This is a genomic window from Streptomyces sp. NPDC037301 (genome assembly GCF_055602785.1).
The window spans coordinates 171,704-197,666 of sequence record NZ_JBVJWD010000005.1 but is presented as its reverse complement, the minus strand read 5'-3'; the positions used below and the strand labels follow the sequence as shown (position 1 = coordinate 197,666).

Annotated in this window: 21 protein-coding genes; 3 read left to right on the top strand and 18 right to left on the bottom strand. The window is 68.7% G+C overall.

Annotated elements, in window-relative coordinates:
* Positions 1-452: 452 nt before the first annotated feature.
* On the bottom strand, positions 453-1,922 hold the full coding sequence (gene eccD / locus ACZ7IB_RS11505; protein ID WP_470911562.1) for a type VII secretion integral membrane protein EccD: 1,470 nt from the start codon (positions 1,920-1,922) through the stop codon (positions 453-455).
* Positions 1,923-2,091: 169 nt separating this feature from the next.
* Here eccD and eccCa point away from each other — a divergent pair, with 169 nt between their 5' ends.
* Positions 2,092-6,057 (top strand): type VII secretion protein EccCa, encoded by a 3,966-nt coding sequence (gene eccCa, locus ACZ7IB_RS11500; RefSeq protein WP_470911559.1) that lies wholly within the window; start codon positions 2,092-2,094, stop codon positions 6,055-6,057.
* A gap of 103 nt (positions 6,058-6,160) precedes the next feature.
* On the opposite strand, the gene ACZ7IB_RS11495 is transcribed toward eccCa, so the two are convergent.
* The 14 genes from ACZ7IB_RS11495 to eccB form a co-directional block, all read right to left on the bottom strand.
* Positions 6,161-6,325, bottom strand: a complete 165-nt coding sequence (locus ACZ7IB_RS11495; RefSeq protein ID WP_351252980.1) for a hypothetical protein — start codon at positions 6,323-6,325, stop codon at positions 6,161-6,163.
* Positions 6,326-6,411: 86 nt separating this feature from the next.
* A complete protein-coding gene (locus ACZ7IB_RS11490; protein ID WP_470911555.1) occupies positions 6,412-7,017 on the bottom strand; it encodes a PH domain-containing protein in 606 nt (201 codons plus the stop codon).
* 349 nt (positions 7,018-7,366) lie between these two features.
* Positions 7,367-7,972, bottom strand: a complete 606-nt coding sequence (locus tag ACZ7IB_RS11485; protein ID WP_470911553.1) for a hypothetical protein — start codon at positions 7,970-7,972, stop codon at positions 7,367-7,369.
* A 242-nt stretch (positions 7,973-8,214) separates the two neighbouring features.
* Complete coding sequence (locus ACZ7IB_RS11480) at positions 8,215-8,586, bottom strand: hypothetical protein (RefSeq protein ID WP_393699567.1); 372 nt, start codon at positions 8,584-8,586, stop codon at positions 8,215-8,217.
* 690 nt (positions 8,587-9,276) lie between these two features.
* Positions 9,277-10,017 (bottom strand): hypothetical protein, encoded by a 741-nt coding sequence (locus ACZ7IB_RS11475; RefSeq protein ID WP_470911550.1) that lies wholly within the window; start codon positions 10,015-10,017, stop codon positions 9,277-9,279.
* A gap of 15 nt (positions 10,018-10,032) precedes the next feature.
* Complete coding sequence (locus tag ACZ7IB_RS11470; RefSeq protein ID WP_470911547.1) at positions 10,033-10,332, bottom strand: hypothetical protein; 300 nt, start codon at positions 10,330-10,332, stop codon at positions 10,033-10,035.
* Between the two features lie 20 nt (positions 10,333-10,352).
* The gene (locus ACZ7IB_RS11465; RefSeq protein WP_470911545.1) at positions 10,353-11,102 is read right to left on the bottom strand and encodes a hypothetical protein; all 750 of its coding nucleotides are present in this window, start codon (positions 11,100-11,102) and stop codon (positions 10,353-10,355) included.
* Positions 11,103-11,167: 65 nt separating this feature from the next.
* Entirely contained in the window at positions 11,168-12,370 is a 1,203-nt protein-coding gene (locus ACZ7IB_RS11460) for a S8 family serine peptidase (RefSeq protein ID WP_470911543.1), read from the bottom strand.
* Between the two features lie 98 nt (positions 12,371-12,468).
* Positions 12,469-14,082, bottom strand: coding sequence for a WXG100 family type VII secretion target (locus ACZ7IB_RS11455; protein ID WP_470911540.1), 1,614 nt, complete (start codon positions 14,080-14,082; stop codon positions 12,469-12,471).
* A gap of 31 nt (positions 14,083-14,113) precedes the next feature.
* Positions 14,114-14,578: a hypothetical protein gene (locus ACZ7IB_RS11450; protein WP_470911538.1), complete on the bottom strand. Its 465-nt coding sequence runs from the start codon at positions 14,576-14,578 to the stop codon at positions 14,114-14,116.
* Positions 14,579-14,689: 111 nt separating this feature from the next.
* Entirely contained in the window at positions 14,690-14,971 is a 282-nt protein-coding gene (locus ACZ7IB_RS11445; RefSeq protein ID WP_470911534.1) for a WXG100 family type VII secretion target, read from the bottom strand.
* A 37-nt stretch (positions 14,972-15,008) separates the two neighbouring features.
* Positions 15,009-15,368, bottom strand: coding sequence for a WXG100 family type VII secretion target (locus ACZ7IB_RS11440; RefSeq protein WP_470911533.1), 360 nt, complete (start codon positions 15,366-15,368; stop codon positions 15,009-15,011).
* 154 nt (positions 15,369-15,522) lie between these two features.
* Entirely contained in the window at positions 15,523-16,626 is a 1,104-nt protein-coding gene (gene mycP, locus ACZ7IB_RS11435) for a type VII secretion-associated serine protease mycosin (RefSeq protein WP_470911861.1), read from the bottom strand.
* Between the two features lie 179 nt (positions 16,627-16,805).
* Positions 16,806-18,356, bottom strand: a complete 1,551-nt coding sequence (gene eccB, locus ACZ7IB_RS11430; protein WP_470911530.1) for a type VII secretion protein EccB — start codon at positions 18,354-18,356, stop codon at positions 16,806-16,808.
* 318 nt (positions 18,357-18,674) lie between these two features.
* On the opposite strand from eccB, the gene eccE reads away from it, so the two are divergent.
* Together eccE and ACZ7IB_RS11420 are read left to right on the top strand one after the other, a co-directional pair.
* The gene (eccE, locus tag ACZ7IB_RS11425) at positions 18,675-19,853 is read left to right on the top strand and encodes a type VII secretion protein EccE (RefSeq protein ID WP_470911859.1); all 1,179 of its coding nucleotides are present in this window, start codon (positions 18,675-18,677) and stop codon (positions 19,851-19,853) included.
* An 11-nt stretch (positions 19,854-19,864) separates the two neighbouring features.
* Positions 19,865-20,620, top strand: coding sequence for a hypothetical protein (locus ACZ7IB_RS11420; RefSeq protein ID WP_470911527.1), 756 nt, complete (start codon positions 19,865-19,867; stop codon positions 20,618-20,620).
* A 254-nt stretch (positions 20,621-20,874) separates the two neighbouring features.
* On the opposite strand, the gene ACZ7IB_RS11415 is transcribed toward ACZ7IB_RS11420, so the two are convergent.
* The 3 genes from ACZ7IB_RS11415 to ACZ7IB_RS11405 form a co-directional block, all read right to left on the bottom strand.
* A complete protein-coding gene (locus tag ACZ7IB_RS11415) occupies positions 20,875-23,454 on the bottom strand; it encodes a bifunctional FO biosynthesis protein CofGH (RefSeq protein WP_470911524.1) in 2,580 nt (859 codons plus the stop codon).
* A 290-nt stretch (positions 23,455-23,744) separates the two neighbouring features.
* A complete protein-coding gene (locus tag ACZ7IB_RS11410) occupies positions 23,745-24,398 on the bottom strand; it encodes a response regulator (protein ID WP_470911520.1) in 654 nt (217 codons plus the stop codon).
* A 4-nt stretch (positions 24,399-24,402) separates the two neighbouring features.
* Positions 24,403-25,914 carry a sensor histidine kinase gene (locus tag ACZ7IB_RS11405; protein WP_470911518.1) on the bottom strand — a complete coding sequence of 504 codons (1,512 nt, stop codon included), beginning with the start codon at positions 25,912-25,914 and terminating at the stop codon, positions 24,403-24,405.
* Between the last annotated feature and the right edge of the window lie 49 nt (positions 25,915-25,963).

Sequence of the window (25,963 nt, the reverse complement as noted above, 5' to 3'; positions counted from 1 at the left end):
GGTTGTCCGTCGGACGCGGCGTCCGCCGCACCCCGCTCTTGCGGCACATCGCTGGACAGTGTGGTGCGCGGCTTCGCCGGGCGGCCCGCGAGCGGCCCCCCCGGCGAACTGGGCGTGATCGACGCCGTGCTGACCGATCACGACCGGCTCGGCTGACATCGGCGGGCCGGGCGGCCCCAACCCACTGGTGCGCGTGCCCTCGCCGGTCACGGCTTGTCGTGGCCGGCGCGCAGGCTCGCTGCGAGCCTCAGTTGAATGAGAACAAACGTCATGAGGGTCGTTTTGACCGGTCTGACGGGCCATCGGGACGTCGTCGCCGAACGCGCGTTGGCCCTCACCGCTTCGATGTGCGTGTTGGGGGGGCCGGCCCGGTCGCGAAGGATGAAAGCGGGCACCGGGTTCAGCGCATCGCGGTTCAGCGCATCGCGCCGAACGTGTTCCGAGCTCGGAATCTAACCGCTGGTCATGCTGCGTGCCGAGGAGTACACGTCGAGGACGGCCAGGCAGAGGGGGACGAGCGCGAGGAGGAGAACCACCTCGGCCAGGTCGGAGAGTCGGCCCCAGAAGGGGGACAGTCCCCTCTTCGGAATGATCAGAGCGATGCCGATCAGCAGGGCGGCACCGGCCGTGACGGCCGTGGCGAGCCACAGGGTACGGATGTCGAGCGGCCCTCGGTCCTGTTCCGTCAGGAGCTTGATGACAGCGCCGGTAGGCGGATTGAGCGACAGCCCCAGCACCAGCAGGCCCAGGGCGGCGAGGCCCGCGCCCAGAACGGCGGCGACTTGGGCGGTGTAACGGAAGAGCCGTGCTCGCAACAGCATGGCCAGGCCCGCGACCAGCGCGAGGGTCTGGCCCCAGACGTCACTGGAGAAGCCCAGGACGGCGGCGGCCGCGACCACCACGACGCAGCAGCCTCCGACAAGGCCCAGCAGCAGCTCGTGCCCGCGCCGGGCCTGGGCCGCGATGCGTTCGGCGTCGACAGGATCGGGCTCGCCGACGCCCGGCTCGTTGTCGAGGTCGGCGTCCGTCGTGGGGCGGGGGGCGGCGTAGCCGATCGGCAGGTGGGCCACCCGCGCGGAGAGCCCGGGGAGGAAGGCGATGGCGCCGATCGCGACGACCGCGCAGACAGCGGCGGTCTCGCTGGGGCGGGCTTCGGTGAGGATCGAGCAGAACGTCGCGAGGGTGCCGACCGCCGAGGCGAAGACAACGGCGACGAAGGGGGCGTCGCCGGACGGCATCGCGGCGACGAGCCCGGCGGAGACGACGAGCACCGTGGCGCAGCCGAGCATGAACTGGAGACGCCCGATGCCGGTGCCCGGGTCGAGCGCGAGGAGGCCGGACCCGGCGATCATCAGGTGCGGCAGAGCCGCGAGGCCGAGCGCGATCGCGGAGGCCCGGTCGCCGTAGCTCCGCGCCCTGACGCCGGCGAGCGTGACGAGCAGCGTACCGACGGCGGCGGCAACGATGCCCGGCAGTCCATGCATGTCATGCCGGACCGGGTCGGCGAACCAGAGCACAAAGCCCATGAGCACGAGAAGGAGCGCGCCACCGAAGCGACCGGAGACGCCCAACAGCTGGTCGCTCCACAGTGCGCGGTCGCGGCGGACGGCGGACGCGACCGCGTCGGCGACATCGTCGAAGACGGCCGGGGGGAGCGATTCCGCGAAGGGCCTAAGCCGCAGGACGTCACCGTCCAGGACCCGCTGGACGGCCAGCGGGTGGGTGGCGTCCAGGAGGGTGCCGTCGCGGCGGGCCAGGTGATAGCCGGGAGGTACCCCCGGTGGTGTGGCCTGGCCGGTCAGCCGCAGGATCTCCGGCAGGAGATCGGCGACAGCGACATCGTCCGGGAGGGCGACATCGACACGGCCGTCCGGCGCCACGACCGTTACTCGGCAAAAACCGGTTGTCAGGGTCGAACTCACCTGATGGATCCCCTCGTTCGCTGTAACCCGCGCTCCTGGCCAAGGGCGCCACCCTATCGGGGTCCCTCCCATGGCCTACACGTAGGATTATTGGCGCGCGGAGGTAGGTCGCTGCCACGGGGGTGCCGGCCCGCAACTCTCCGGGCCGCACTGAGGGATTGATTCGCCGGTGACCCAGATCGTCGTCAAGCGCCTGCCCCGAGCCATGCCACCTGAGACATCCGCGGCGGAGGTGCGACTCGAGTCGCCTCCTGAACTGCCGCGTGGGCAGCAGGAGGGCATGGCGATGCAGTTGCTGCCGATGCTCGGCATGGGCTCATCGGTGGTGTTCTTCTTCATGCCGGGCTCGCAGCCCTTCATGAAGATCATGGGCGTCATGATGCTGCTGTCGACAGCGGCCATGGCGATCGCGCAGGTGATGCGGCACCGCAAGGGAAGCCAGGGCGAGGCCTCGGAGGGCCGCCGGGACTACCTGAAGTACCTGGCGCAGACCCGGCGCAAGGTGCGCCGTACCGCGCGGGCCCAGCGGGACGCGCAGTTCTATCTGCATCCGGATCCGGACCAGCTGTGGTCGCTGGTCGCCGAGGGCGGCCGGCTCTGGGAGCGGCGGATCGGCGACAAGGACTTCGGACAGGTCCGCATCGGTCTGGGACCGCAGCAGTTGTGGACACCGCTGGTGGCTCCGAGCACCGCGCCGCTGGATGAGCTGGAGCCGCTGTCGGCCGGTGCCATGCACCAATTCCTGGCCACTCATGGTTCGCTCGACCGGCTTCCCATGGCGGTATCTCTTCGCGCCTTCTACCACGTCGTGGTGTCGGGCGAGCCGGGTTCGGTACGCGATTCCGCCCGCGCGATGGTGGCCGGACTGGTCGCGCTGCACTCACCCGACGACCTCATGGTCGCGGTCGTGGCGTCCCGGGATGTCACGGACCAGTGGGACTGGACGAAGTGGCTTCCGCACACCCAGGTTCCGGGGTCTTCCGACGGGGCCGGCACGAAGCGGCTGTTCGGCGACAACCTGATGGAAGTCGAGGCACTTCTCGAGAACACCCTGGCGGGCCGGTCGAGGTTCAATCGCGAGGGGTCACCGCTCCTCGACCAGCCGCACGTCGTCATCGTGCTGGACGGCAGTTTCGTGCCGGCGGAGTCGCTGCTCGCCTCTCCGGAGGGGCTCCAGGGCGTGACCGTCGTGGAGATCGTTCCGGAAGAGCTGGACGAACCCCGCGGCGGACTGAACATCGCCGTACGGCCGGGCCGGCTGCGGCTGGAGTCGGCCGCGGTCACCTATCACGGCACGCCCGACTTCCTGCCGGTCGAAACCGCGGAGGCCCTGGGCCGTCAGCTCGCCCCGTTGCGGATGGGAAGCGGCGCGGAGGACGACGAACCTCTGCTCGCCAACCTGGATTTCACGGATCTGCTGGGAATCGGCGATCCGGCCGCGGTCGACACCAATACTGTCTGGCGGCCCCGCTCGACGGCCGACCGGCTGCGCGTACCGATCGGCATCGGCGAGGACGGCTCGCCCGTCATGCTCGACCTCAAGGAGGCCGCACAGGAGGGTATGGGCCCGCACGGACTGTGTGTGGGAGCGACCGGTTCCGGCAAGTCCGAGCTGCTGCGCACCCTGGTGCTGGGCCTGGCGGTCACCCACTCCTCCGAGACGCTGAACTTCGTCCTGGCCGACTTCAAGGGTGGCGCGACGTTCGCCGGGATGTCCGAGCTTCCGCATGTCGCCGCCGTCATCACCAACCTGTCGGACGACCTCACCCTGGTCGACCGTATGCGGGACTCCATCACGGGTGAGCTGCAGCGCCGTCAGGAGCTCCTTCGGGCGTCGGGCAATTACGCGAACCTCACCGACTACGAGAAGGCGCGCGCCGCGGGCGCCCCGCTGGAGCCCCTGGCTTCCCTGGTCCTGGTGATCGACGAGTTCAGTGAGCTCCTCACCGCGAAGCCCGACTTCATCGACATGTTCATCCAGATCGGCCGCATCGGGCGGTCCCTGGGCGTGCACCTGCTGCTGGCCTCGCAGCGCCTGGAGGAGGGCCGCCTGCGCGGCCTGGACACCTACCTGTCCTACCGGATCGGCCTGCGTACGTTCTCCGCCGCCGAGTCCCGTACCGCCCTGGGTGTGCCCGACGCGTACCACCTGCCCTCGGTCCCCGGTTCCGGGTTCCTGAAGTTCGGCACGGAGGGGATGACCCGCTTCAAGGCCGCCTACGTGTCGGGTACCTACCGGCCGGGCGTCGCCCCGGTCACCGGCGGCGGGGAACTCCCCATCGACCGCCGCCCCGTGCTGTTCACCGCGACTCCGGTGGCGGTCCACTACCCCGAGCCCGATCCGGACGTCTCCTTCGCGCCCGGACAGAGAACTGACGATGCGCTGGCGGACACCGTTCTCGATGTCATCGCACGCCGCTTGGAGGGTCAGGGGCCCCTCGCCCATCAGGTGTGGCTGCCGCCGCTTACCGAAGCACCTTCCCTCGATCAGATGCTGCCCCCGCTGGCGGTGACGCCCGAGCGCGGACTCCACGCCCCGCAGTACGGGCAGAACGGCGCCCTGGTCGTTCCGTTCGGTCTGGTGGACAAGCCCTTCGAGCAGCGGCGCGACCCTCTGGTGCGGGACTTCTCCGGCGCCGCCGGTCACATGCTGATCGTCGGCGGCCCCCGCTCCGGCAAGTCCACCCTGTTGCGTGCCCTCATCGGCTCCTTCGCCCTCACGCACACGCCGCACGAAGTGCAGTTCTACGGAATGGACTTCGGCGGCGGCGGCATGATCGCCGTCGAAGGCCTGCCCCACGTCGGTGGGGTGGCCTCCCGGCTCGACCCGGAGAAGATCCGCCGCACGGTCGCCGAGGTCTCCGGAATCCTCAATCGGCGCGAGGAGTTCTTCCGGGACAACAACATCGACTCGATCACCACATACCGCCAGCTCCGCGCCGCCGGCCGGCTGCCGGGCGAGCCGTGGGGCGACGTCTTCCTGGTCATCGACGGCTGGCAGTCCTTCAAGACGGACTACGAGTTCCTGGAGCCCGTCGTCGCCGACATCGCTGCCCGGGGCCTGGGACTGGGCGTACACCTGATCGCCACCGTTGCCCGGTACATGGAGATGCGGGCAGCGCTCAAGGACCAGTTGCTCAACCGGCTGGAGCTGCGCCTCGGCGACCCGACCGACTCCGAACTGGACCGCAAGGTAGCGGTGAACGTCCCCGTCGGCACACCGGGCCGAGGCCTGACGGCGGAGAAGCTCCACTTCATGGGCGCCCTGCCGCGCATCGACGACTCCGCGGGCTCCGGCGACGACCTGTCCGAGGCCACCAGCGCCTTCGTCCGGGCCTCGTCCGACAACTGGCCCGGCCCGCACGCCCCGCAGGTCCGCATGCTGCCCAGGAAGCTGTCCGCGCGCGAGCTGCCGAGCGGCCCCGACCGGTCGCACGGTGGCGTCGCGATCGGCATCGACGAGATGAACCTCGCACCGGTCCTGGTCGACTTCGACACCGACCCGCTGTTCGCGGTCTTCGGTGAGTCGGAGTCCGGGAAGACCGCACTGCTGCGACTGCTCATCAAGCAGATCACCGAGCGGTACACCCCGCAGGAGGCGTTGATCTGTGTCGGTGACTACCGGCGCAGCCTGCTGGAGTGCGTGCCCGAGCCGTACCTGGTCGGATACGCGACGACGCACAACGCGTTCGAGACGTACCTCAACGACATGAACACCCTCATCAGCAGCCGCATCCCCGGACCGGATGTGACCCCGCAGCAGCTGCGCACGCGCAGCTGGTGGCGGGGGCCCCGGGCGTTCATCATCGTCGACGACTACGACCTGGTCGCCACGTCCTCCAACAACCCCATGGCCATGCTGGTCGACAATCTGCCGTACGCCCGCGACGCCGGGGTGAACTTCATCATCGCCCGCAGCAGTGCGGGGGCCGGCCGCTCCTCGTACGAGCCCTTCATCCAGCGCTTCAAGGAGCTGGGCGCCCAGGGCGTCGTCCTGTCCGGTCACCCCGGCGAGGGCGAGCTCCTCGGCGACGTGAAGGCCCGCCCGCTGCCTCCCGGCCGCGGCCTGTTCGTCTCCCGCCGCAGCGCGCCTTCCCTGATCCAGACGGGCTGGCTGCCGACGGAGGCGGACTGAGCGGGTCACCGCACAACGGAGGAGGGGGTCGGCCCGGTCACGGGCTGACCCCCTCTTACGCTCTCAGTGGTACGTCACGAAGGAGGCGTGCGTCCTGAGCGGGTCAGGCGCCCTCGAAGGTCTCGCCGTCCAGCCCCGAGCCATCCGGCTCGTGCTGGAGCGCGCTCGTGCCGTCCGCAGGGATGTCAATGCAGTCCGACCGTTCCCGGCGGCGGGGGGACTTGTCCAGCTGGCCGCGCGGCTCGGCGTCGGCGGGGTACATGTCCACGCGGCGCACGCGAGTCCGTGCACGGCGCTCCGGTACTCAATCTTCGGTGAGACGGGACGCCGATGCCCGAACTGCGCATACTTCGACTACGCCGAGGCGCCCGCCCCTGTCACGCCGCCCTTGCCCAGGTTCCAGGGCTCGACGGTGTACCTTCCCGGGGCAAACCGCTCGACCGCGTTAACGATCAAGTCATGGTGAGCCGGCCTCCGTCGGCGCCAGAGGGAGTTTCCGAGCGAGTAGTAGGGCACAGCCACCGTCGGCCCGCCAACGGCGTTCGGCTTCCCCGGGCGGGAGCCTGCCTTCATCACCAGCACCAGGACGCTCCGCTTCGTCGTGAACTGAACCTTCTCGATATCAGCCCACGGCACGGTCTCCGTTCCGCGACGCCGCACCTTGCTGATGCCCGTTGGATCGATGCGCAGGGCCGGTTGTCGCCACGCAAGCGCGAACAGCGGCAGGCTCACTACTGCTGCGATCACCGGCAGTCCCACATATCCGCCGACGCCCGGCGAGCCCATAGTTCCCATGTCATCACCCGCGATCAGCACGCCGCCCACAAATACCGATACGCCTTCGAGGATCGCCAGGCAGAGCATCACTGCGAGGGCCATGCCGAGGTAGGCCCCGCCGCGGCGCGCCCGCTCAGCAGGGAGCAACAGCCCTTCGACGGCGGCACCAGAGGGTGTGGACATGATGTTTCCTTCATTGAGTCTCAGGCGGCGAGTGCAAGTCGCACAACTCTCCGCTGGCGAAGCGTGATTGAACATCACATATGAACTGTCCAGGCTGGTGGCGCAATGTCAACACGTGAGCTGCCACGGACTCTCCCCCGGTTTCCAGTCGCCCGACGGGCCGGGGCATCAGCCCTGATGGCCCCGGGCCTGCGCATCGCCTCAGGTGGACTCAAAAGGCGAGGCCGGCCGCGCGGCTCGGCGTAGGCGGGGTACATGTCCACGCGGCGCACGCGAGTCTGTGCACGGCGCTCCGGTACTCAATCTTCGGTGAGACGGGACGCCGATCCCCGAACTGCGCATACTCCGACTACGCCGAGGCGCCCGCCCCTGTCGCGCCGCCCTTGCCCAGGCTCAAGGGCTCGACGGTGTACCTTCCCGGGCCAAACCGCTCGACCGCGTCAATGATCAAGTCAGCGTGAGTCGGCCTCCGTCGGCGCCAGAGGGAGTTTCCGAGCGAGTGCATCAGAACCGCTCTCGGCCCTTCAACGGCGTTCGGCAGCTCCGGGAGTGCGCCTGCCTTCAGCACCAGCAGCAGGTAGCTTCGCCTGCTGTTGAACCGGACCTTGTCGATATCAGCCCAGCGCACGGTCTCCGTGCGGCCACGCCACACCTTGCTGATGCCCATTGAATCGATGCGCAGGGCCGAATATCGCGGCACAAGGTAGATCAGCAGCAGCAGACTCACTACTCCTCCCATCACCGGTAGTCCCGTACACAGGCCGACGACGCCCACACTGCCCATAAACTCAATACCTTCACCCAAGATCAGCACGCAGGTAACAAACACCACGAGTGCTCCCAAAAGCACCATGCAGAGCATCGCAGCGAGAACCAAACCGAGGTAGAACCCGCCGCGGCGCGCCCGCTCAGCAGGGAGCCATAGCCCTTCGGTGGAACTGGGGGGTGTGGACATGATGTTTCCTCCGTTGAGCCTCATGCGGCGAGCGCACGTCTCACAACTCCCCGCGGCCAAGCCGATCGGCATCCAGAGCACCGCACAGCGCCTAGCCTTGACTGCCGTGGTGAGCGGGTACAGCGCTCACAGCGATTGGTTTTCGTGGATGCCGCCTTCCCTGGCACCAACACGAACTCAGGGAGGGCACGCCGCATCGCAGCGCACTCTCCCTGATCCGGACCCGTCTGTGGCACGCGGGCTCACAATGCCGTGACCAGGGTTACTGCCACGTCCAACGGAAGCGGATAGAGCTGACGCTTGACCTCCCGTACCGCGTTGGCAGGCGCCTTCTCGTCGCGGATGCGACGCAGGCCCGGCTCGTCAACGGCCTTCCGCAGCACGTCGATCGAGCCGAAGCTCTGGGCGTACCAATCCCGTTGCTCCGCTTGGTGCGCTTTCTGTTTCCGTCGTGCCACCTGGCCCTCGGCCACCAACGGGCAGGCCAGGGACAAGACTACGGAGAGCATCAGGACCGCCTCGGGGAGATCCGATCTCATCAAGAAGAACGAACACCCCAAGGCCACCAGGCCGATGGCCCAGAGAGCGACCCACAATCCGTACAAGAAGTCCACCCTGCCTGTTGATCCGAGAATTCCGCGCGCCCGGTCATGCACTGGGCGAAAGTCGGGCGTCGGACGGTGCCCAGGAGGAGGCAACGGCACCCGGCGCCGCGATCGCGCCGCTCAGGGTCACGACGTACTCAGCCGGGATGACGCCCGGCGTGACGTAGAACGCGCCCCGACAGCGCCACGTAGCGCCGGGCCCATGACGGCCTTATCCGCGCTTGTTCCAACCTTGACGACCGCGGTGAGCGAGTGGAGCGGTCACAGCGACTGGATCATCTTCAGGGCTTCACTCAAGGGGCACCGAGGAAACTGACGCCTGAATCGGCGGGCAGCCACCAGCAACCCTTTTTCGTCACGAATCCGCCGGAGCTCCGCCTCGTCCGTCACTAGCAACCGCAGTTCGTCGATGGACGCAAACTGTGCGTACCAGTCTCTCCGGCGCCGCCACAGCAAGTAACTCTCACCCCAGCCCGGGAGGAGAATGCCCACGACACAAAGGAGCATCACCAACGGGGACTTCATAAGAAGATGGGGGGTGAAGAACATCACGTAAAAACTGGCCGGCGTGGCACACCAAAGCGGTAGTCGAATCCAGTACATGCGAAACCATCACCCGTCATTCAGAAGGTCCTGCCTTCCCGGCGTCATCAAGCACTGCCGAGCCAGCAGAATCAATTCGGCAGCGCCGCACCTGCATCAAACAACTGCGGACGGCCACTTGCCTCCCTTGGGAAAGGCACTGTTGTCGTTTGCTTCACCCTTGGCAACGGCTATTTGAGTAGCCTGCGCTGTGAGCACCCCCACCAGCGTTACCACAAGTCCCATGATGATGCCAGAATCCTGCAGCGCTTCGCCTACAGCAGCCAGAAAGCCCACCGGCGCCCCTACGCCGGTGGCCGCGGCAGCGGCTGCCGCGATCATAACAAGGATGGCCTTGACCAGAACGGCCAGCAGCGCCAAATAGAATGCCGCTCCGGCCGCCGCGCAAATCGTCAATGCCGTGGCAAGCTTATCGGAAGTCGTCTCGATCTGAGTGGCTGCGATGGGCTGACCCTTCACGGCCAAGCCGTACGCTGTGGCGCCTTCGCCCGTCCAGCTGAGGGGCGCCTTGAGCGCTTCCCCCGCAACGTTTCCGGCAACGCCCGACACCTTCCCCCGGATCGACGGACCTTGCCATTCCTGCGCATCCAAATAGAACAGCACTGGCGCGGCAGCGCCCTTGAGGCATTCGATGACCTTGTTCAGGATCCAGCTTCCGATCTCTATCAACTTGTTTGCAGCCCAGATCAACGGCTTGGCGATGAAATCCGGAACGTACCAATGGTTCACCGCCTTTTCGACGGCCGGGCCGATGAGATCCAGCTTGGCCGACATCTTCGTGACGCCGGAGTTCAACTTCTCTATTGTCGCCTGTGTTTGAGCCACATTGAATGCCATTGCGAATTCCTCTTATCAGTAGGCGTCTTCGACGGATTTGGTGGTTTCCGCCTCGTGATTGTCGTAGGCGTTCGCGTTCTTGATCAATGCATCCGCGACCTCCGCCATGCGGCTTTCTCCCTCGAAGCATCGGGCCGAGACGTGATCGATGGCCTCGTTGTAGCGGGGGACAACCAGGAAGAAGATGCCGCCTTCGAGGCCTGTCAGCCTCATCCCGTCAGTCGTGCGGGCCACCTCCCCCAAGGAAACGCTCTGTTCGTCCCACATTCCCGCTTCGGTCCGCAGCGCATCGGTGATGTGCTTGAGATCTGCCATGTCGACCTGCCCTTCGAAACTCAGTCAATGAAACGCTGCGGATCGCGGAGTATGGCCAGAGCCTCGTCCACCAAACTGTCCACCTGCAGGCCTGCAAGGCCGTCCGCGGCTGCAGCCTCAATGCTGCTCAGCTTGTCCCTGGCATCACCGAGGGCCTCTTCGAAGGCCTGGTTCAGCCCGATGTACGACTGACCGGCCACCCATTGCCGATCTACCTCGCAAGAGCGCAGAGCCCCCTTGGACACGACGAGGGTCACATGGCGGCCCGCGGACGTTCCGTTGACCTCGTCCGGTCCTGACGCCGTCTCGTCCATCCGTTCCAACGCGTCGAAGGCCGAAAGAACATCCTCGGCCAGCTCGTCGAGGGGGCGAGAGACGACGTAACGCAGATCCCGCTCAGGAATGTCGGGCTGCGCTGCAGAAGCGGCCGGTTGACCGAACTGACTGTCCAGTTGGTCTGCCTTGCTCTGCCAGTCGCCGTCCTCGAGGGCCTGGCCCCATGCCGTCATCTGCTCGCTCACGGCCGCTCCGTAAGCTTCGCTGACGGCTGCCCCGATGGCCTCGGGCGGCTGCCTGCGCTGCCAGTCCGATGCGGCCCTGATGAACTCTGGGAGCCCGTCCGCCGCCAGTCGTACGGTCACGGCACCCTGGGTGTCCGTTCCTTCGGCACCCTGGGGCACCATCCGGTTCTGCATGTCGGTCATCATGCTCTGCAGGTTCAGTGCGTGCTGCTGGAACTGCTGCAGGCCGCGTATGAATTCGTCGTCCACGATGCCTCCTCCTGACCTATGGCGTACAGATGATTTCGAATGGGGCGGTGCGTGATGACCCGCGTTCAACGCCGGACACCGGCAGCTCGCCGGCGTAGCAGGAGCACCGCGCCGACCACGACGACCACGCCGACTCCGACGGCGATCCAGACGATCGCGCCGACGCCCTTGCCGTCATCGGCCTGAGCCGAGGCAGCGGGTGAGGCCGGCGGCTTCGAGGCGTTCGAGGGGCTGCCGGATCCGCTTGGGGCGGACGGCGACGCGGACTTCTTCGGGGACCGGGCGGCAACCAGAGGGTTCACGTCGGCCGGGCCCGGGTCTCCGGGGTCGCCGAGGACGGCCACGCGGGGGCGGACCGTGCCGTAGCCGATGTAGCGGCTGGGGATCGCGCCCTTGGTCGGTTTGCCCGCGGTGTTCATCAGGACACGGAGGACCTGGTTGCCGGTCCAGGACGGATGCTTGGACCAGATGAGGGCGGCGGAGGCGGAGGCGATGGCGGTCGCCTGGCTGGTGCCGCCGCTGTTGCAGTAGCCTGCCTGACCGCCGCCACAGAGGATCGGGATTTCCTCACCCGGTGCGGCGAGCGCCACTTGAGGTCCTGACACCGAGTACTTCGTGACTGAGGACGTCTTGTCGACGGCCCCGATGCCCGCGACGCCAAGGCTTCCCGCCGGGTACGAGACGTTGTTGTCCTTGTCGCCCCTGTTGCCGGTCGCCGCCAGAAGCAGCTTCCCACGCCCCACGGCGTAATCCACGGCCTCTTGGATCTGAGCCTTCTCACCCCCGGCGAGCATGAAGTCCTCGAAGCCCAAGGACATGTTGATGATTTTGGCTTCGCTGTCGGCGGCATATCGGATGGCGGCGATCAGAGCCGGGACGCTATTGGTGCCCGATTCCTTGGAGGAGCCGAAAACGGTCAACGGGAGGATGTGCGCGTTCGGCGCAAGACCCTTCACGCCCGAACCGTTCACCCCGTTCCCCGCGATGAGCATTGCCATGGCGGTGCCATGCCCGCCCTTGTCCTTGTGCGCACCCCGCTTCGGCTCGACGAAGTTCTTTCCGGTGAGCACTTTCCCCGTCAGTTCAGGGACAGAGGGGATCACACCGGTATCGAGAACAGCGACAGTGATCCCTTTACCGGTGCTGACTTTCCACATCTCAGCGGCCTGCATCCGGTCCAGGTACCACTCGCGGTCGCGCATGGTGTCCGCGGACGCGGCCGGGGCGATGGCACCACCGAGGAGGACCAGGGAACCCAGCGCTGACACCACCGCCGACGCTCGCCTGCGGTGACGCCTGACCGTTGACCTCATGCCACCCACTCGTTCTCTGTCCGCCGTCCGGCGTCGCTGTTCCGGAACCGGCTCTAGTCGATCACGGGGGGAACCACGCCGTCGTCCCCCGTGCCCCAGGTCTCTTCGTCCTCGGCAAGATAATCCGGGCTCTCGCCGTCACGTCGCTGTGAACGTCGCCGTGTGCCCTGGGACCCGCCCATTGCACCACCCATCGGGCCCATCGCTCCGCCTGATCGCGGCGATTCGCGGACGAGCCCGGTGCCGCCCGGGGTGAATTCCCGTCCCGCCCCCGACTGCGTTCCGCGTGGCGCCCGCACGGTGCCACCCGGCTCGTTGACCAGGCGCTGCGAGCTGCCACCGGGGCCTGTGGCCCCGGCCCGCCCCCCGGCGATCCCGGGGGCGCCACCGGCGTGGCCCTGCATCATTCCGCGGCCGGTCGACGGCTTCTCGCCACCGATGACCGTCCCGCGCGAGGTGCCCCGGGCCGGGCCGACCCCGCCCCGGCCGCCCTGAGCCGGCGTACCGCCATGGATGCCGGTGTCGGTCCGGGTGGTCATGGGAGGCCGGACACCTTCGACGCCACCCCGGCCGGGAGTGCCCATGGGGGGCCGGACAGGGTCGACGCCACCCCTGCCGGGGGTGCCCGTCGGAGGCCGGACGCTTTCCACGCCGCCCCTGTCGGGGTTGATCGTCGGAGGCCTGACGCGTCCGATGTCACTCTTGCCACCCGGCCCGGTGGGAGAAGTACGCCCTGGGCCGCCTCCGGGACCGAATGGACCCGTACGCGGGGGCATCACCACGGGCGGAAGAGGCGTCTGGTGCCCGCCGCCACTCGGGCCCTGCGGCGGGAGCCCACCGATGGGCGGGACCGTGGTGGGCGTCGGGGTCTGCGGCATCGTCACCGTGTCGATGTTCGTCCCCGTGTTGTCCGGGGCCCCGGGCACCGCGGTGACGTGCTGCGGCGTGTGGACGACAGGTGTGCCGTCCGGGGAGGACGGGCTGACGTCACCGGGGTTCACGGTGGTGTAGTGGTGGCCGCCCGTCGACACGTTACTGCTCTGCGGACCTGTCACCGAGTCCGTGCTGCCGGGGTTACTTCCAGGAGAGCCGTAGCCCGTCTTCCAGCTATCGTACGAACTCTCCGGCAGTGCCGCGCTCGGCAGCGGCCTGAAGTTCGGCTCCTCCTGCGAGGAGATCGACTGCTGGGCCATCAGGTAGTACGAGGCGAGCTTGTTCATCTGCGGAATGGCTTCGTTCCGCGCCGTCTCGACGGCCGCGATCCGGGCCTTTTCCTTCTTCTCGTCCGCGAAGCACATCTGCACGGCGTCAGGGTGGCCCTGAATCACCTTGGCCACCTCGCTGAGGGCCTGGCCGGCCGTCTGCAGCGAGGTGCCCGCGGTGCCGGCGTAGTCGGCCAGCTTCAGGGTCTCCTTGGCGAAGTCGTTGCCCCACTCGCGGAAGGCATCACCGCCCGCGCCCTTCCAGCCGGTGGTACGGCCGACGTGCTCCTTGAGCTCGGTGCCGATCTTCTCGATCTCGGTCTGCGCGTCGACGAGAGCGGTGCCGCGGCTCATGATCTCCGTGGCGTTGACGCCACTGACCATGTTGAGCATGTCCTGGTACGACGCGTGCTCGAAATTGCTGGTGTTGTAGCAGGCGTTGAGTGGTGGCAGCTTCTCGGCCATGGTTATTCCTGTCCCCCGTTCACTTCACGTGTTACAAGCCGTCTGATCCGCTGGACGAACCCCCGCCGGTCTTGTCCTTGCCCTCTGCAGGCGCTCCCGGGTCCTTGTCGGATCCCGGCTTCTTGTAGTAGATCTCGGTGCGCTGCTGGATAGCGTGCAGACGCTCGGAGTGTTCCTGGTCGACGTTCTCGTAGCCGCGGTCGGCCAGATCGACGGTGATGCCCATCGCTTCCAGCTGATCACCGAGCGTCTTGGAGAGCAGCGCCAAGCGCGCATGCACCATGTCGTAGGCGCTGGACAGCCCTATGGCCTCCGGGAAGCCGGTGCCGTACGCGGCGGTGGTGACCTTCTGTTCAGTGATGCGGCCGTGCGCGGCCGGTGACGCGTCGAGCTTCGTGAGCAGATTGTCCACGCGGATCTTGAAGTTCTGCAGAGACTCGCTGGGCGTCGCCAGATCCGGCGTGCGCGACCCATCGCCCGGAAGTTCAGGTCTCATGGAAGCACCTCCCCTAAAGTGCCACGGAACCGCAGGCACGGGTGTGGGATGCGCTGACCGCATCCCACACCCACAGCGTGCCGGTTCCGTCGTGATTCATCTGTGCCTGGGTCAGCCCGAGAAGCGCCGGGCCTGGGCGAGGTCGTTCGCCCGGTAGCCCTCGGTGGCTTCCATGAGCTTCCTCGAAATGGTCGTCAAGGTCTCGTGCATGTGGTTCACCTTGAGGTCCCAGCCACTGTGCCGGTCGTAGAACGCCTGCTGCGTCTCACCGTCCCACGTGGCGACGACAGCCTTGACCTTGGTGTTCAGCTCGTCGAGCTGGGTCTTGATGGTGTCGGCGGTCGACTTGACCTGATTCGAGGCTTCGACGACGCCGGAGTACGTAATCTCCATTGAGCGGTCTCCTGATGCGAGGCGGGATGAGGACGGGTTACGAAGAGACCTGGAACCGGTCCAGGACGCCGTTGCTGCCCAGGTTGCCGCCGTCGACGCCGTCGACGCCCTTGAAGCTGTTGAGCTGCTCCACTTCCTCCGCGTCGAAGCCGTCACGGCTCATCTGAACGGCGTCCTTGGTGAAGGCCAGGAGCTCCTTCAGGTTGCGCACGTCGAGGTTGACCTGCGTCTGGAGGCCGTTGTACGCGTTGGCCGCAACACCCTTCCAGTGGCCTTCCACGGCGTCGATGACCCCGTTGAGGTGGGTGATCCTGCCTTCGAGCGTGTCATGCATATTGCCGAGTTCGCCGATGAGCTTGTCGATCTGATCGGCTGAAAGCTTGAGCTTGTCTCCCATAACGCACCTTCCCCCATGAATCGGATGTCGCGGCTGCCCGATTGTCGGGTACCACGCGTACATCGGACCAAAGTTATCAAAAATCAGTTTAGCTGCGGCCGTCACTCATTCCAACAGCCTTAGCCCTGAGTTGAGTTGTTGGACATTCACCTAATTACCGGCGACGACGGTCCCGCAGCACGATCGCGGTGCCCGCGATCACTGCGATGAGAAGGCCCGTGGCGGCCAGCACATAGATCGAGATCCGGGTGATCCGCTCCTGCCGGGTCTCCCCCAACTGGAGGGCGATCGGTTCCGGTCCGACGGGACCGTCCGACACCGCACGATCCGGGGTAGGTGCGCTCGGCGGGTGTTCGTCGTCGTTGAGAGCGCGCACCGGATCGACCACTCCCCACCCGATGAAGTCATCCCGTCCCTTGACCGCGCGTTCGGCGGTCTGCTCGATCTGGGCGACCACCTGGGACTGCGTCCAGCGCGGGTGTTTCGCCCGCAGGAGGGCAGCGACTCCGGCGACGTAGGGGGCCGAGAAGCTTGTGCCGTTGTCGACACACTGGCCGCCCTTCGGAACGGTGGACACCATGTCGACGCCCGGCGCCGCAACCCCTACGAAGGCTCCGGTCTGGGAGAACGGCGCCCGCTCGTCGTTGCGGTCCGACGCGGCCACCGCCAGGACGCCCGGATAGGCCGCCGGGTACGTCGCCTTGACCTTGCCGGCGAGACCGTCGTTACCCGCGGACGCGACCACGACGATGTCCCTGCTCAGAGCCTCGCGCACAGCAAGCGCCAGGTCGGAGTCGGCTCGCAGGGGCTTGACGGTGTCCTGGGAGATGTTGATGACGCGGGCGTCCTTCGCGATGGCGTGGCGGATGGCCGCGGCCATCGTCGCGGCAGTGCCGGTGCCCTTGTCGTCGTTCTGCCGGATGGGGATGATCGTCGCTTCCGGGGCGAGACCGACGAACCCCGTGCCCGGACGCGGGCGGGCCGCGATGATGCCGGCGACCTTGGTGCCGTGGCCGACGAGATCGGTTGTGCCGTCCTCACCGCCGGATGCCGCCGGGTCCTGAGCCCCGTCCTTCGACGGCGGAAGCAGATCGGTCCCGGATGCCCGGTCGACAGCGGACTTCAGCTGCAGATTGGTGTCGTCGACGCCGGTGTCGATCACCGCGACCCGGACCCCCTTTCCCTTGGTGTCCTGCCAGAGCTGGTCGAAGACCAGCCGCTGGAGTGCCCAGGGACGGCCCTGAATCTGCTTCGCCATCGGAAAGGTGCACTCACCGCTGCCCTCGGAACCCGTCTGCGGGTCGGAGTCCAGTGCTGCCGCGGGAGCCTGCGCGAACCCCGGCAGGCCGGCGCCCGCCGCGCACATCAGGAGCAGCACGACGGCCGAAGAACGGAATCCGTTGCGTGTGATCATCACGCGCTTCCTCCTCTCCGTCCTCAGGAACTCTGTGGCTGTTTGGCACTGTTGGCGTCGAGCCGGGGCCCCTTGGGCAGGAGGGCCGACCAGTTGTCCGGCACCGGCACCGGCCGTACATCCTTGTAGCCGAGCTTGATCTGGGCCTGGTTGACCTCGGCAGCCTGCTCCTCCGCCGTCGGGGGCTTCGCGTCGGCCCCGATCTTGGAGGGATCCGCGCTGCTGTCGTTGTTCGTCTGCACGGCGTAGCGCAGCCCGGTATCCGTCACCAGAAAGAGCGAACCGGTGGTGGGGGAAGCTCCGTTGAACTGCCGGTACAGCACACCGCTGCCCGGCGTGACGTACGCGCTGGTGGCCCCGTCCTGGAAGCGGACCGGATACCCGGGGCCGGCCCAGGTGGTCAGCTTCGGCACGCCCGCCGAGGTGACGCCGTGCAGCACGTTGCAGACGGTTCCGGTCCGGGCCGACGTGTCGTTGGCCTGTGTCGGGACGTTTTTCGGCCAGCCGTACTTCGCGTAGAACTCGTCCGGGGAAGAGGTGAAGGACTGCGGTCCGACTTCGGTGGCCTGCGCCTTCTGGCCCAGCACCTCCGCCTCCGGGCTCGTCAGGAGCAGCCTGGCGACGAGGTCGGACACGGGCGCAACCGCCCCCGGCAGGACGACGTACTGCTGCATGCCGGTACCGGCCACGGCTTTGAGCACCGTGCCCACCTTGTCCAGGCGGGGGTCCAGGCCGCTGACGCCGGCCGGGTCACCGACCTTGCCGGGCAACCGCGGGAAGTCGATGGGCTTGCCGGCATGCAGGGTGCCGAGCCAGTCCTTGGTGACCTTCTGGGGCTGTGCGCCCTCGCTGAACAGTGAGCGGCGCAGCACCTCGTCCCGGGCCGAGGGCTTGTCGCCTCCGGTGGTCCCGATGACGTGCTGCGTGCCGTCCGCATCCACCAGGTAGCGCGTGCCACCCCCGCCGTCCACCTCGACGTAGAGGGCCTGGCCGCCGTGGAGCTGCTGCTTGCCGCCCACCTTGTCCGCCTCTCGGTCGGCGAGCAGGAAGACCGCCTTCTGCACGGTGTCACCGGCGCCGGCGCCCGGCTGCTCGCAGACCGCCCAGAGCTTGTTCCGGCCCGCCTCGTCCGCACTGGGCAGCCGGTCGGGTGCGTACGGTATGCCGAGCATCGGACCGCGCTGCAGCTTTCCGTTGTCCAGTTCGGACTCCGCCACCTGGAGCACCGAGGACTTGTCCGGGTCCAGGAGCAGTTTCGCGGAGGAGAAGTTCAGCACCGGGTGCAGGCGCTTGACGCCTTTGGTCTCCAGGACGACGTATCGGGTTGTCGATTCACTGCCGACGATGACGTGGGCACCGGGGTCGTCCCAGCCGTCGGGAACCTTGGGCTTGAAGATGCCCCAGGCCCCGAAGCCCGCCACCAGCAGGGCGCCCACCACCACTCCTGGCAGCAGGGCCCGCAGCGGGCGCGGCGCTCCCTCGTCCGAACCGGCTGCGGACGGTTGCAGAAAGGCGGCGACCAGCCGCTTCTTCGCGAAGGTGTAGGCATTGAGTTCGTCCCGCCGTGATGCCATCTGCCCTATTTCTCCCCGTGGTTGTAGATGCCTCGCGAACCGCCCCCACTATGCCCGCCGCCGCTCGTTCACCGCCGTGCGGGTACATGCTTCAAGGAGCCGGCCGACGCCCCTGCCCGACGGGGCGGGCCGAGAACCCCCCTTCGAACCCCTCATCGCCGGACGTGGGACAGTGGGCGGTCGCGGGCCGGTGTGCGAAACGCGTCGGTCCGACTCGCACACGCCTTAGTGCCGTGACACGGAGGGACATACCGGGGGATGAGCAGCGCGACGACCGCAGTGATGAGTGTGCACCCGCAGCCGGGGCGGATCGGTGGAGTGCGGCTGCACCAGGTGGTGTTGATGGAGGTCGCCGGCGCGCTGATGCTTATCGCGTGGGTGACGAACAGGATCCTGTTGGTGCCGATGGGCCTGGTTGCGGCGGCGCTGGTGCTGCTGGCGGTTCTGCGGCGGCGGGGGCGGCCGGTGATGGAGTGGCTCACCGCCGTCATGGCCCTGCGCGGGCGGCTGAGGGCCGCGCGACGGCCGTGGTCCGCGGAAGGGGTGGACCCCGCGCTGGCGCCGGTCGTCGAGTGCGAGGCGGCGCTGCGGACGTACACCTACACCGACCGGCAGCGCGAGCGCACGATCGGGATGGTGGGTGACGGAACGTTCCTGACAGCCCTGCTGCTCGTGCAGCCACGGGACGAACCGCTGCGGATGGCCCGGGACGCGCGTCCGCTGGAACTCGGGTTGCTGCACGACGCCCTGGAGGTGGACGACATCCGGCTGGAGTCGGTACAGGTCGTGCAGCACACGCAGCCCGCGCCCGGACCGCACCTGCCTGAACAGGCCGCGGCGGCACGGTCGTACGCGCCGCTCCAGGCCCAGGGCGGTACCCCCGCGATCCGGCTGACATGGATCGCGCTGAAACTCGACCCGGAGCTGTGTCCGGAGGCGGTGCGGGCGCGCGGCGGCGGCATCGACGGAGCGCAGCGCGCGCTGTTGCGGGCCACGGATCAGCTGGCAAGCCGACTGGCAGGGGCGGGGTTCGACGCTTCGGTCCTGACCGAGGCGCAGGTGACGTCCGCCCTCGCGACCTCGGCCGGGGTGAATCCGCAGGCCAGCGCGCTGGCGGTGCGGACGGATGCGCCGCTGCGGCGCACCACGGAGTCCACCCGCGCCTGGCGCTGCGACGACCGTTGGCACACGACCTACTGGGTCGGCCGCTGGCCGCACCTGGGCGCGGGTGCTGCGTCATCGGCACAACTGGTGGCACTCCTGACGTCGATGCCGGCGCTGGCCAGCACATTCAGCCTGACGGTGTCGCGCGGGACCGGTGACACACCGGCCGTCAGCGGATACGTCCGCCTCACCGCCCGCGGGAGTGATGAACTGGTCTCGGTGCGACGGCAGTTGGAGCGCGCCGCACGAGGAGTGAAGGTCGGCCTCGTACGGCTGGACCGCGAACAACTGCCCGGTGTGCTGGCCACCTTGCCCCTCGGAGGTACCCGTTGACCGCCCCCCGTATGACGCCCCCCGGCACTACCGGTCCGGCTGCTCCCGCCCCACCGGCGGCCGGACGGGGCAGGGCCGGGTTCGGACTGCTCGGCCCACGCCGCGGCCGGCACGTACTGCCCGTGGAACAGCTCGCCGCGCTGTCGCTGCCGCTCGGTGACGACGGAGTCGTAGCGGGCGTCGACGCGAAGGGGAAGCCCGCGGTACTCGGCTTCTTCCGCCCCTCTCAGCTCGATGTCGTGGTCATCGGCAGTCTGTGGACGGCGCAGGTACTGGCGCTGCGCACAGCCGGCACCGGTGCGCGCGTCGCCGTCGAGACGGCCAGGCCGCAGGCGTGGACGGGACTCGCGCAGGCCGCGGGCGGCGGGCAGCAATGCATGACGGTGCACGACGTCAAGCAGGTGGGACCGCAGGGCGCGACGGTCACCAGCCCCGTCCTGGTCGTGAGGGACTGCGGTATGCGCCCGCCGCGCAGCCGGCTGGCGACCGGACCGTGGCAGTCCGTGCTGACGCTGCTGCCGTTCCTGGGCCCGACGGCGCCGAGGCTGCTCGGCAACGCGGGACTGGTCGGGATCCAGCGGGTCTCCCCGGAGGAGGCCGCGGTCCTCGCCCGGATTCTGCGGCTGCCCCAGGTACAGGCGGAGGCGCTGCCCGTACTCGGCGACGACATGGTGCTGTGGTGTACGACTCAGCACCGGAAGTTGGTCAAACTGCAACCGACTGACGTCGAGGCCGGGCTCCTCGGAACCCCGCGCCGCCTGGACTGACTTGATCCCTGACCTGTGCGGTGGGTCCGCGGGTCCGCGGGTCCGCGGGTCCGCTCATCGGGGAGCACAGCTGGTGCCGGGGGGCGTCGCCCGCCCATGACGACGAGGAAATCCGGCGCTGGACGGCCGCGCCGGACGGTCCGCGCCGGAGGGCCGCGTCGGCGCGGACCGGAAGCGGGCCGCCCCCGAACCGCTCGTGATCGACGCCGTGCCGGCCGATCACGAGCGGTTCGGCTGACGAGCCCCCCGCCCTGCTAAGGCAGCACGGGAAGCAGCTCCGGAAGGTGTCCGTCGGACGCGGCGGCCGTCGCGACCCGCTCCTGCGGCACCTCTCCGTACAGCGTCGTACGCGGCTTCGCCGGGCGGCCCGCGAGTTCCGCGATCGCGACGAGGTCCTGGATCGACCGGTAGGAGCCGTAACCGGAGCCCGCCATCCGGGAGATGGTCTCCTCCATCAGCGTGCCGCCCAGGTCGTTGGCGCCCGAGCGCAGCATCTCGGCCGCGCCCTGTGTGCCGAGCTTCACCCAGCTGGTCTGGATGTTGGTGATGTGCGGGTGGAGCAGGAGCCGGGCCATGGCGGTGACGGCCCGGTTGTCGCGGTCGGTCGGGCCGGGGCGGGCGATGCCTGCCAGGTAGACCGGGGCGTTGGTGTGGATGAAGGGGAGGGTGACGAACTCCGTGAAGCCGCCGGTCTCCTGCTGAAGGTCTGCCAGGGTCCTCAGGTGGCCGAGCCAGTGGCGGGGCTGGTCGACGTGGCCGTACATCATCGTCGACGACGAGCGCAGGCCCACCTCGTGGGCGGTCCTGATGACCTCCAGCCAGGTCGCCGTGGGCAGCTTGCCCTTGGTGAGGACCCAGCGGACCTCGTCGTCCAGGATCTCGGCCGCCGTACCGGGGATCGAACCGAGCCCGGACTCCTTCGCGGCGATCAGCCAGTCACGGATGGACATGCCGGTACGGGTCGCCCCGTTGACGACCTCCATGGGCGAGAAGGCGTGCACATGCATGCCGGGTACGCGTTCCTTCACCGCCCGCGCGATGTCGAAGTACGCCGTGCCCGGCAGGTCCGGGTGGATGCCGCCCTGCATGCAGACCTCGACCGCGCCGACGTCCCACGCCTGCGCGGCCCGGTCGGCGACCTGGTCCAGGGAGAGGGTGTACGCGTCGGCGTCGGTGCGCCGCTGGGCGAAGGCGCAGAAGCGGCAGCCGGTGTAGCAGACGTTGGTGAAGTTGATGTTCCTGGTGACGATGTACGTGACGTCGTCACCGACCACGTCACGGCGCAGGGTGTCCGCGATCCGGCACAGTTCGTCGAGCGCCGGGCCGTCCGCGTGGAGCAGGGCGAGCGCCTGGTCGTCGGTGAGTTTCGTCGGATCGTCGGCGGCCTGGCCGAGCGCCTGGCGTACGTCGGCGTCGATGCGGGACGGGATCATGCCGGGGGCCGCCGCCTCGCGCAGCGCCTCCCAGTCCCCGTACACCTCGTCGAAGTCCTCGCGACGGTCGCCGGTGCGGCCCTCCGTGTCGATGGTGCGGTGCAGATCGGTGCGGCCGGTGGCGCCGAACTCCTCGTCGGGCTCCTGCCAGGGCAGGCCGACGGGGATCGCACCCTCCTTCGCGAGGCCCGTCTCCGGGTCGGCGAGGGCGCGGACGTGCGGGAGGAGGCGGGGGTCGAGCCAGGGCTCGCCGCGCTGGATGAACTCCGGGTAGATGGTGAGTCGCTCGCGGAGCGCGAAGCCGGACTCGGCGGTCTTCGCAGCCAGTTCGTCGATGTGGGGCCAGGGGCGTTCGGGGTTCACATGGTCGGGGGTGAGCGGGGAGACGCCGCCCCAGTCGTCGATGCCCGCGCCGATGAGCAGCGCGTACTCGGCGTCGACGAGGTTCGGCGGGGCCTGGATGCGGGCGGACGGGCCGAGGATGTGCCGGGCGACGGCGATGGCCGCGGCCAGTTCCTCCAGCTCGGCGTCCGGCATGCCGCGCATCGCGGTGTCCGGCTTGGCGCGGAAGTTCTGGACGATGACTTCCTGGATGCCGTGGTAGGCGCGGGCGGTCTTGCGCAGCTCGAAGAGGGAGTCGGCGCGCTCCTCGTACGATTCGCCGATCCCGATCAGGATGCCGGTCGTGAACGGGACGTTGGAGCGGCCCGCGTCTTCGAGCACGCGGAGGCGTACGGCCGGTTCCTTGTCCGGGGAGCCGTGGTGCGGGCCGCCCGGTTCGGACCACAGGCGGGTGGCCGTCGTCTCCAGCATCATGCCCATGGAGGGGGCGACGGGCTTGAGCCGCTGGAGGTCGGTCCATGTCAGCACGCCCGGGTTGAGGTGCGGGAGGAGGCCGGTCTCCTCCAGGACGCGGATCGCCATGGCGCGTACGTACGCGAGGGTGTCGTCGTACCCCTCGGCCTCCAGCCACTCCCGCGCCTCGGGCCAGCGGTCCTCGGGCCGGTCGCCGAGCGTGAACAGCGCTTCCTTGCAGCCCATGGCCGCGCCCTTACGGGCGATGTCCAGCACCTCGTCGGGCGACAGGAACATCCCGTGGCCCTCGCGCCGGAGCTTGCCGGGCACGGTGACGAAGGTGCAGTAGTGGCACTTGTCGCGGCAGAGCCGGGTCAGCGGGATGAAGACCTTGCGGGAGTACGTGATGACACCGGGCCGGCCGGCGGCTTCGAGGCCGGCGTCACGCACCCGGGCGGCCGAGGCTGCGAGATCCGTCAGATCGTCACCTCGCGCCTGGAGCAGAACGGCGGCCTCGGTCACATCGAGAGCGACACCGTCGCGGGCCCGCTTGAGGGCACGCCGCATGGAATTGGTGGTCGGACGTCCGCGCTGAGGATCGGTCATGGAGCGAGCATACGAGCGCGGCACGCGCCCCGGACCAGGGCCTCCGTGGGACCGGCGGGACCGAAGGCGCGCCCCTGGGGGCGCCCGGCCCGTACGCGTCACCATGACGCGGGAAGGAGGCGGGGCTGCCCGGCCGCATGGCGCGAGGCCGACAGATGACGTGCGCGCCGGCAGGGCGCTCGGCACGCTGTCGGGCGGCGAACGCTCACGTCTCGCGCCGACCGCCACGTTGGCGTCCCGGCCCGAGCTGCTCCTGCTCGACGAGCTTTGCGGGACTGCGGACGGCCGGCTCAACGATCGGTGAGCAGCCCGGCGTCGTGTGCGAGAACGGCGGCCTGTACACGGTTGGCGCAACCGGTGCGTGTGAGGATCCGGCTGATGTGCGCCTTGACCGTGCCGGCACTCAGATACAGCTGATCGGCGATCTCCGCGTTGGACAGGCCCGTGCCGAGCAACCGCAGGACATCCCGTTCGGCCGGGGTCAGCTCTTCGGTCCTGCGCAGAGCGACCTCGGTGTCCCGGCCGGACCGTACGTGCCGTTCCAGCAGCTGGCGGGTGATCCGGGGTGCCAGTACCGGTTCCCCCCTCGCGGCGAGTTGCACGGCGCGGATCAGCTCGGCGGGACCGGTGTCCTTGAGGAGGAAACCGCTCGCGCCGGCCCGCAGGGCGCGCGTCACGCTCGCTTCCTCGCCGAACGCCGTCAGCATCACGACACAGGTGCGGGGCGAAAGACGGGCAATGTCCTCGGCGGCCGCGATTCCGTCCCTGGTCGGCATCTGAATGTCGAGGAGGGCGACATCGATGCCCTGGGCGCGGCATGCCGCGGCGGCTTCCCGACCGTCGCCCGCCTCGGCGACCACCTCGATGTCCTCGGCGTTCTCCAGGATCAGCCGGATTCCCGCACGCATCAGCGCCTCGTCGTCGGCGACCAGGACTCGGATCATCAGCTCATCTTAGGGCTGCCGCCGTCAGCAGTACGACGAGGAAGCCCACCGTCGGCAGGACCACGAGCAGCGCCACGCAGCCGGATCCCAGGACTCGCGGCCAGGTCAGGATCTCGTCCGGCAGCGGGGCACGTGCTCCTGCCCGTCCGATGCCGCCGGACTGCCCGATGCTGCCGGACGGAAGGCGGGCCGTGTCCGGAGGGATTTCGGCAAGAGCCCCTGGGAGCGCGGCGAATTCCAGGGGGCTGTTCCCGTGGGTGGGCAGCCAAGCCGCCATGCGGAAACCGCCGTTCATCAAGGCGCCCGCCTCGAACGTGCCGCCGAGCAACGAGATCCGCTCCTGACAGCCGGCCAGCCCACTGCGACTTCCCCCGCGGGAGTGACCCGCCGCGCGCGGTGCGTCGTTGGTGACGGACACCTCGATCCCCCTGTCCGTGCCCCTGACCTCCACCCTGGTGGGCGCACCGGACGCGTGTTTCAGCACGTTCGTCAGCCCTTCGCGAACCACCCGGTGGATCGCCTGACGCGCACGAAGGCCCACCTCGGCCGTGTCGGGAACGGACCAGTCCAACTCGACGGTGCTGCCTGTCTGCCGGGACTCCGTCACCAGAGCGGTGATGTCCTCACGCGTTCCCCTCTCCTCCCCGGTCCGGTCCGGCAGGTCTGTCATGTCAACGTGCCGCAGGACACCGAGGATCTCGCGCAGTTCCTCCATGGCCGTACCGGCCGTCGTGCGCAGCAGATCGGCCTGTCCGACGAGGGCAGGTGCCTGCCGCGCGGCAGCGAGTTCAAGCGCCCCGGCATACACGGAGATCAGGCTCAGCCGGTGGCCCAGGAGATCGTGCATCTCTCCCGCGATCCGGGTCCGTTCCTCCGTCCGGGCCGCCGCAGTGGTCAGCGTGCGGGCCTGTTCCAGATAGGCGTTGCGCTCCCGCAGCAGGCTGACCAGGGGCCGCCGCCGCCCCAGCAGGCTCCCAGCCAGAGTGGGAAGCAGCAGAAGCAGCACCGCGGAGACCGCGTTGCCGGCCAGTTCCGACGGCAAGTCATCGGACCGGATGAGGGCACAGGCGACGGTCAGGACACCGACGGCGGCGCAGGCCACCCCGGCTACCTGCCACGCACGCCTCGGCGGTGCGATACGACGGGTAGCGGACAGCACGATCAGCGGCACCACCGCCAGCGTCCACACGTTGGTGCCCACGAGCAGCAAAGAGGCGCCCAGGACGGCGGCGACCGGCCGACCGCGCCGAGCGGGGACGAGCAGCACCGCCCACACCCCCTCCAGCACCGCCGCCGCCAGCCGTTCCGGGGGCGCCAGCAGCAGCGGCATCAGGCAGAAGGCTGCCGCCAGGGCACAGACCAGCGCCTCGACGCCGACCGTACGGCGCACGGCGGCACGCGCCTCGGCCCAGCTCTCGGCCACCTCGCGGCGCACCCACCGAGACACACCGGTCAGCGCGCGCCCCAGCCGTACGGACAGGCGCAACGGCCGTGTGTCCTTGGGCACCTGGCTCATGATCACCCCTGCCCCGCCACCGTGGATCTCCCGGGAGGAACGGTAGCTG

Bases quoted from the DNA above. Each gene is read 5' to 3' on its own strand.
- ACZ7IB_RS11450 (WP_470911538.1), bottom strand. From the start codon at position 14,578: ATGAGACCTGAACTTCCGGGCGATGGGTCGCGCACGCCGGATCTGGCG.
- ACZ7IB_RS11405 (WP_470911518.1), bottom strand. From the start codon at position 25,914: ATGAGCCAGGTGCCCAAGGACACACGGCCGTTGCGCCTGTCCGTACGG.
- ACZ7IB_RS11455 (WP_470911540.1), bottom strand. From the start codon at position 14,082: ATGGCCGAGAAGCTGCCACCACTCAACGCCTGCTACAACACCAGCAAT.
- ACZ7IB_RS11475 (WP_470911550.1), bottom strand. From the start codon at position 10,017: ATGGCATTCAATGTGGCTCAAACACAGGCGACAATAGAGAAGTTGAAC.
- ACZ7IB_RS11420 (WP_470911527.1), top strand. From the start codon at position 19,865: ATGACGCCCCCCGGCACTACCGGTCCGGCTGCTCCCGCCCCACCGGCG.
- ACZ7IB_RS11485 (WP_470911553.1), bottom strand. From the start codon at position 7,972: ATGTCCACACCCCCCAGTTCCACCGAAGGGCTATGGCTCCCTGCTGAG.
- ACZ7IB_RS11490 (WP_470911555.1), bottom strand. From the start codon at position 7,017: ATGTCCACACCCTCTGGTGCCGCCGTCGAAGGGCTGTTGCTCCCTGCT.
- ACZ7IB_RS11445 (WP_470911534.1), bottom strand. From the start codon at position 14,971: ATGGAGATTACGTACTCCGGCGTCGTCGAAGCCTCGAATCAGGTCAAG.
- eccB (WP_470911530.1), bottom strand. From the start codon at position 18,356: ATGGCATCACGGCGGGACGAACTCAATGCCTACACCTTCGCGAAGAAG.
- mycP (WP_470911861.1), bottom strand. From the start codon at position 16,626: ATGGCGAAGCAGATTCAGGGCCGTCCCTGGGCACTCCAGCGGCTGGTC.
- ACZ7IB_RS11440 (WP_470911533.1), bottom strand. From the start codon at position 15,368: ATGGGAGACAAGCTCAAGCTTTCAGCCGATCAGATCGACAAGCTCATC.
- ACZ7IB_RS11410 (WP_470911520.1), bottom strand. From the start codon at position 24,398: ATGATCCGAGTCCTGGTCGCCGACGACGAGGCGCTGATGCGTGCGGGA.
- ACZ7IB_RS11470 (WP_470911547.1), bottom strand. From the start codon at position 10,332: ATGGCAGATCTCAAGCACATCACCGATGCGCTGCGGACCGAAGCGGGA.
- ACZ7IB_RS11415 (WP_470911524.1), bottom strand. From the start codon at position 23,454: ATGACCGATCCTCAGCGCGGACGTCCGACCACCAATTCCATGCGGCGT.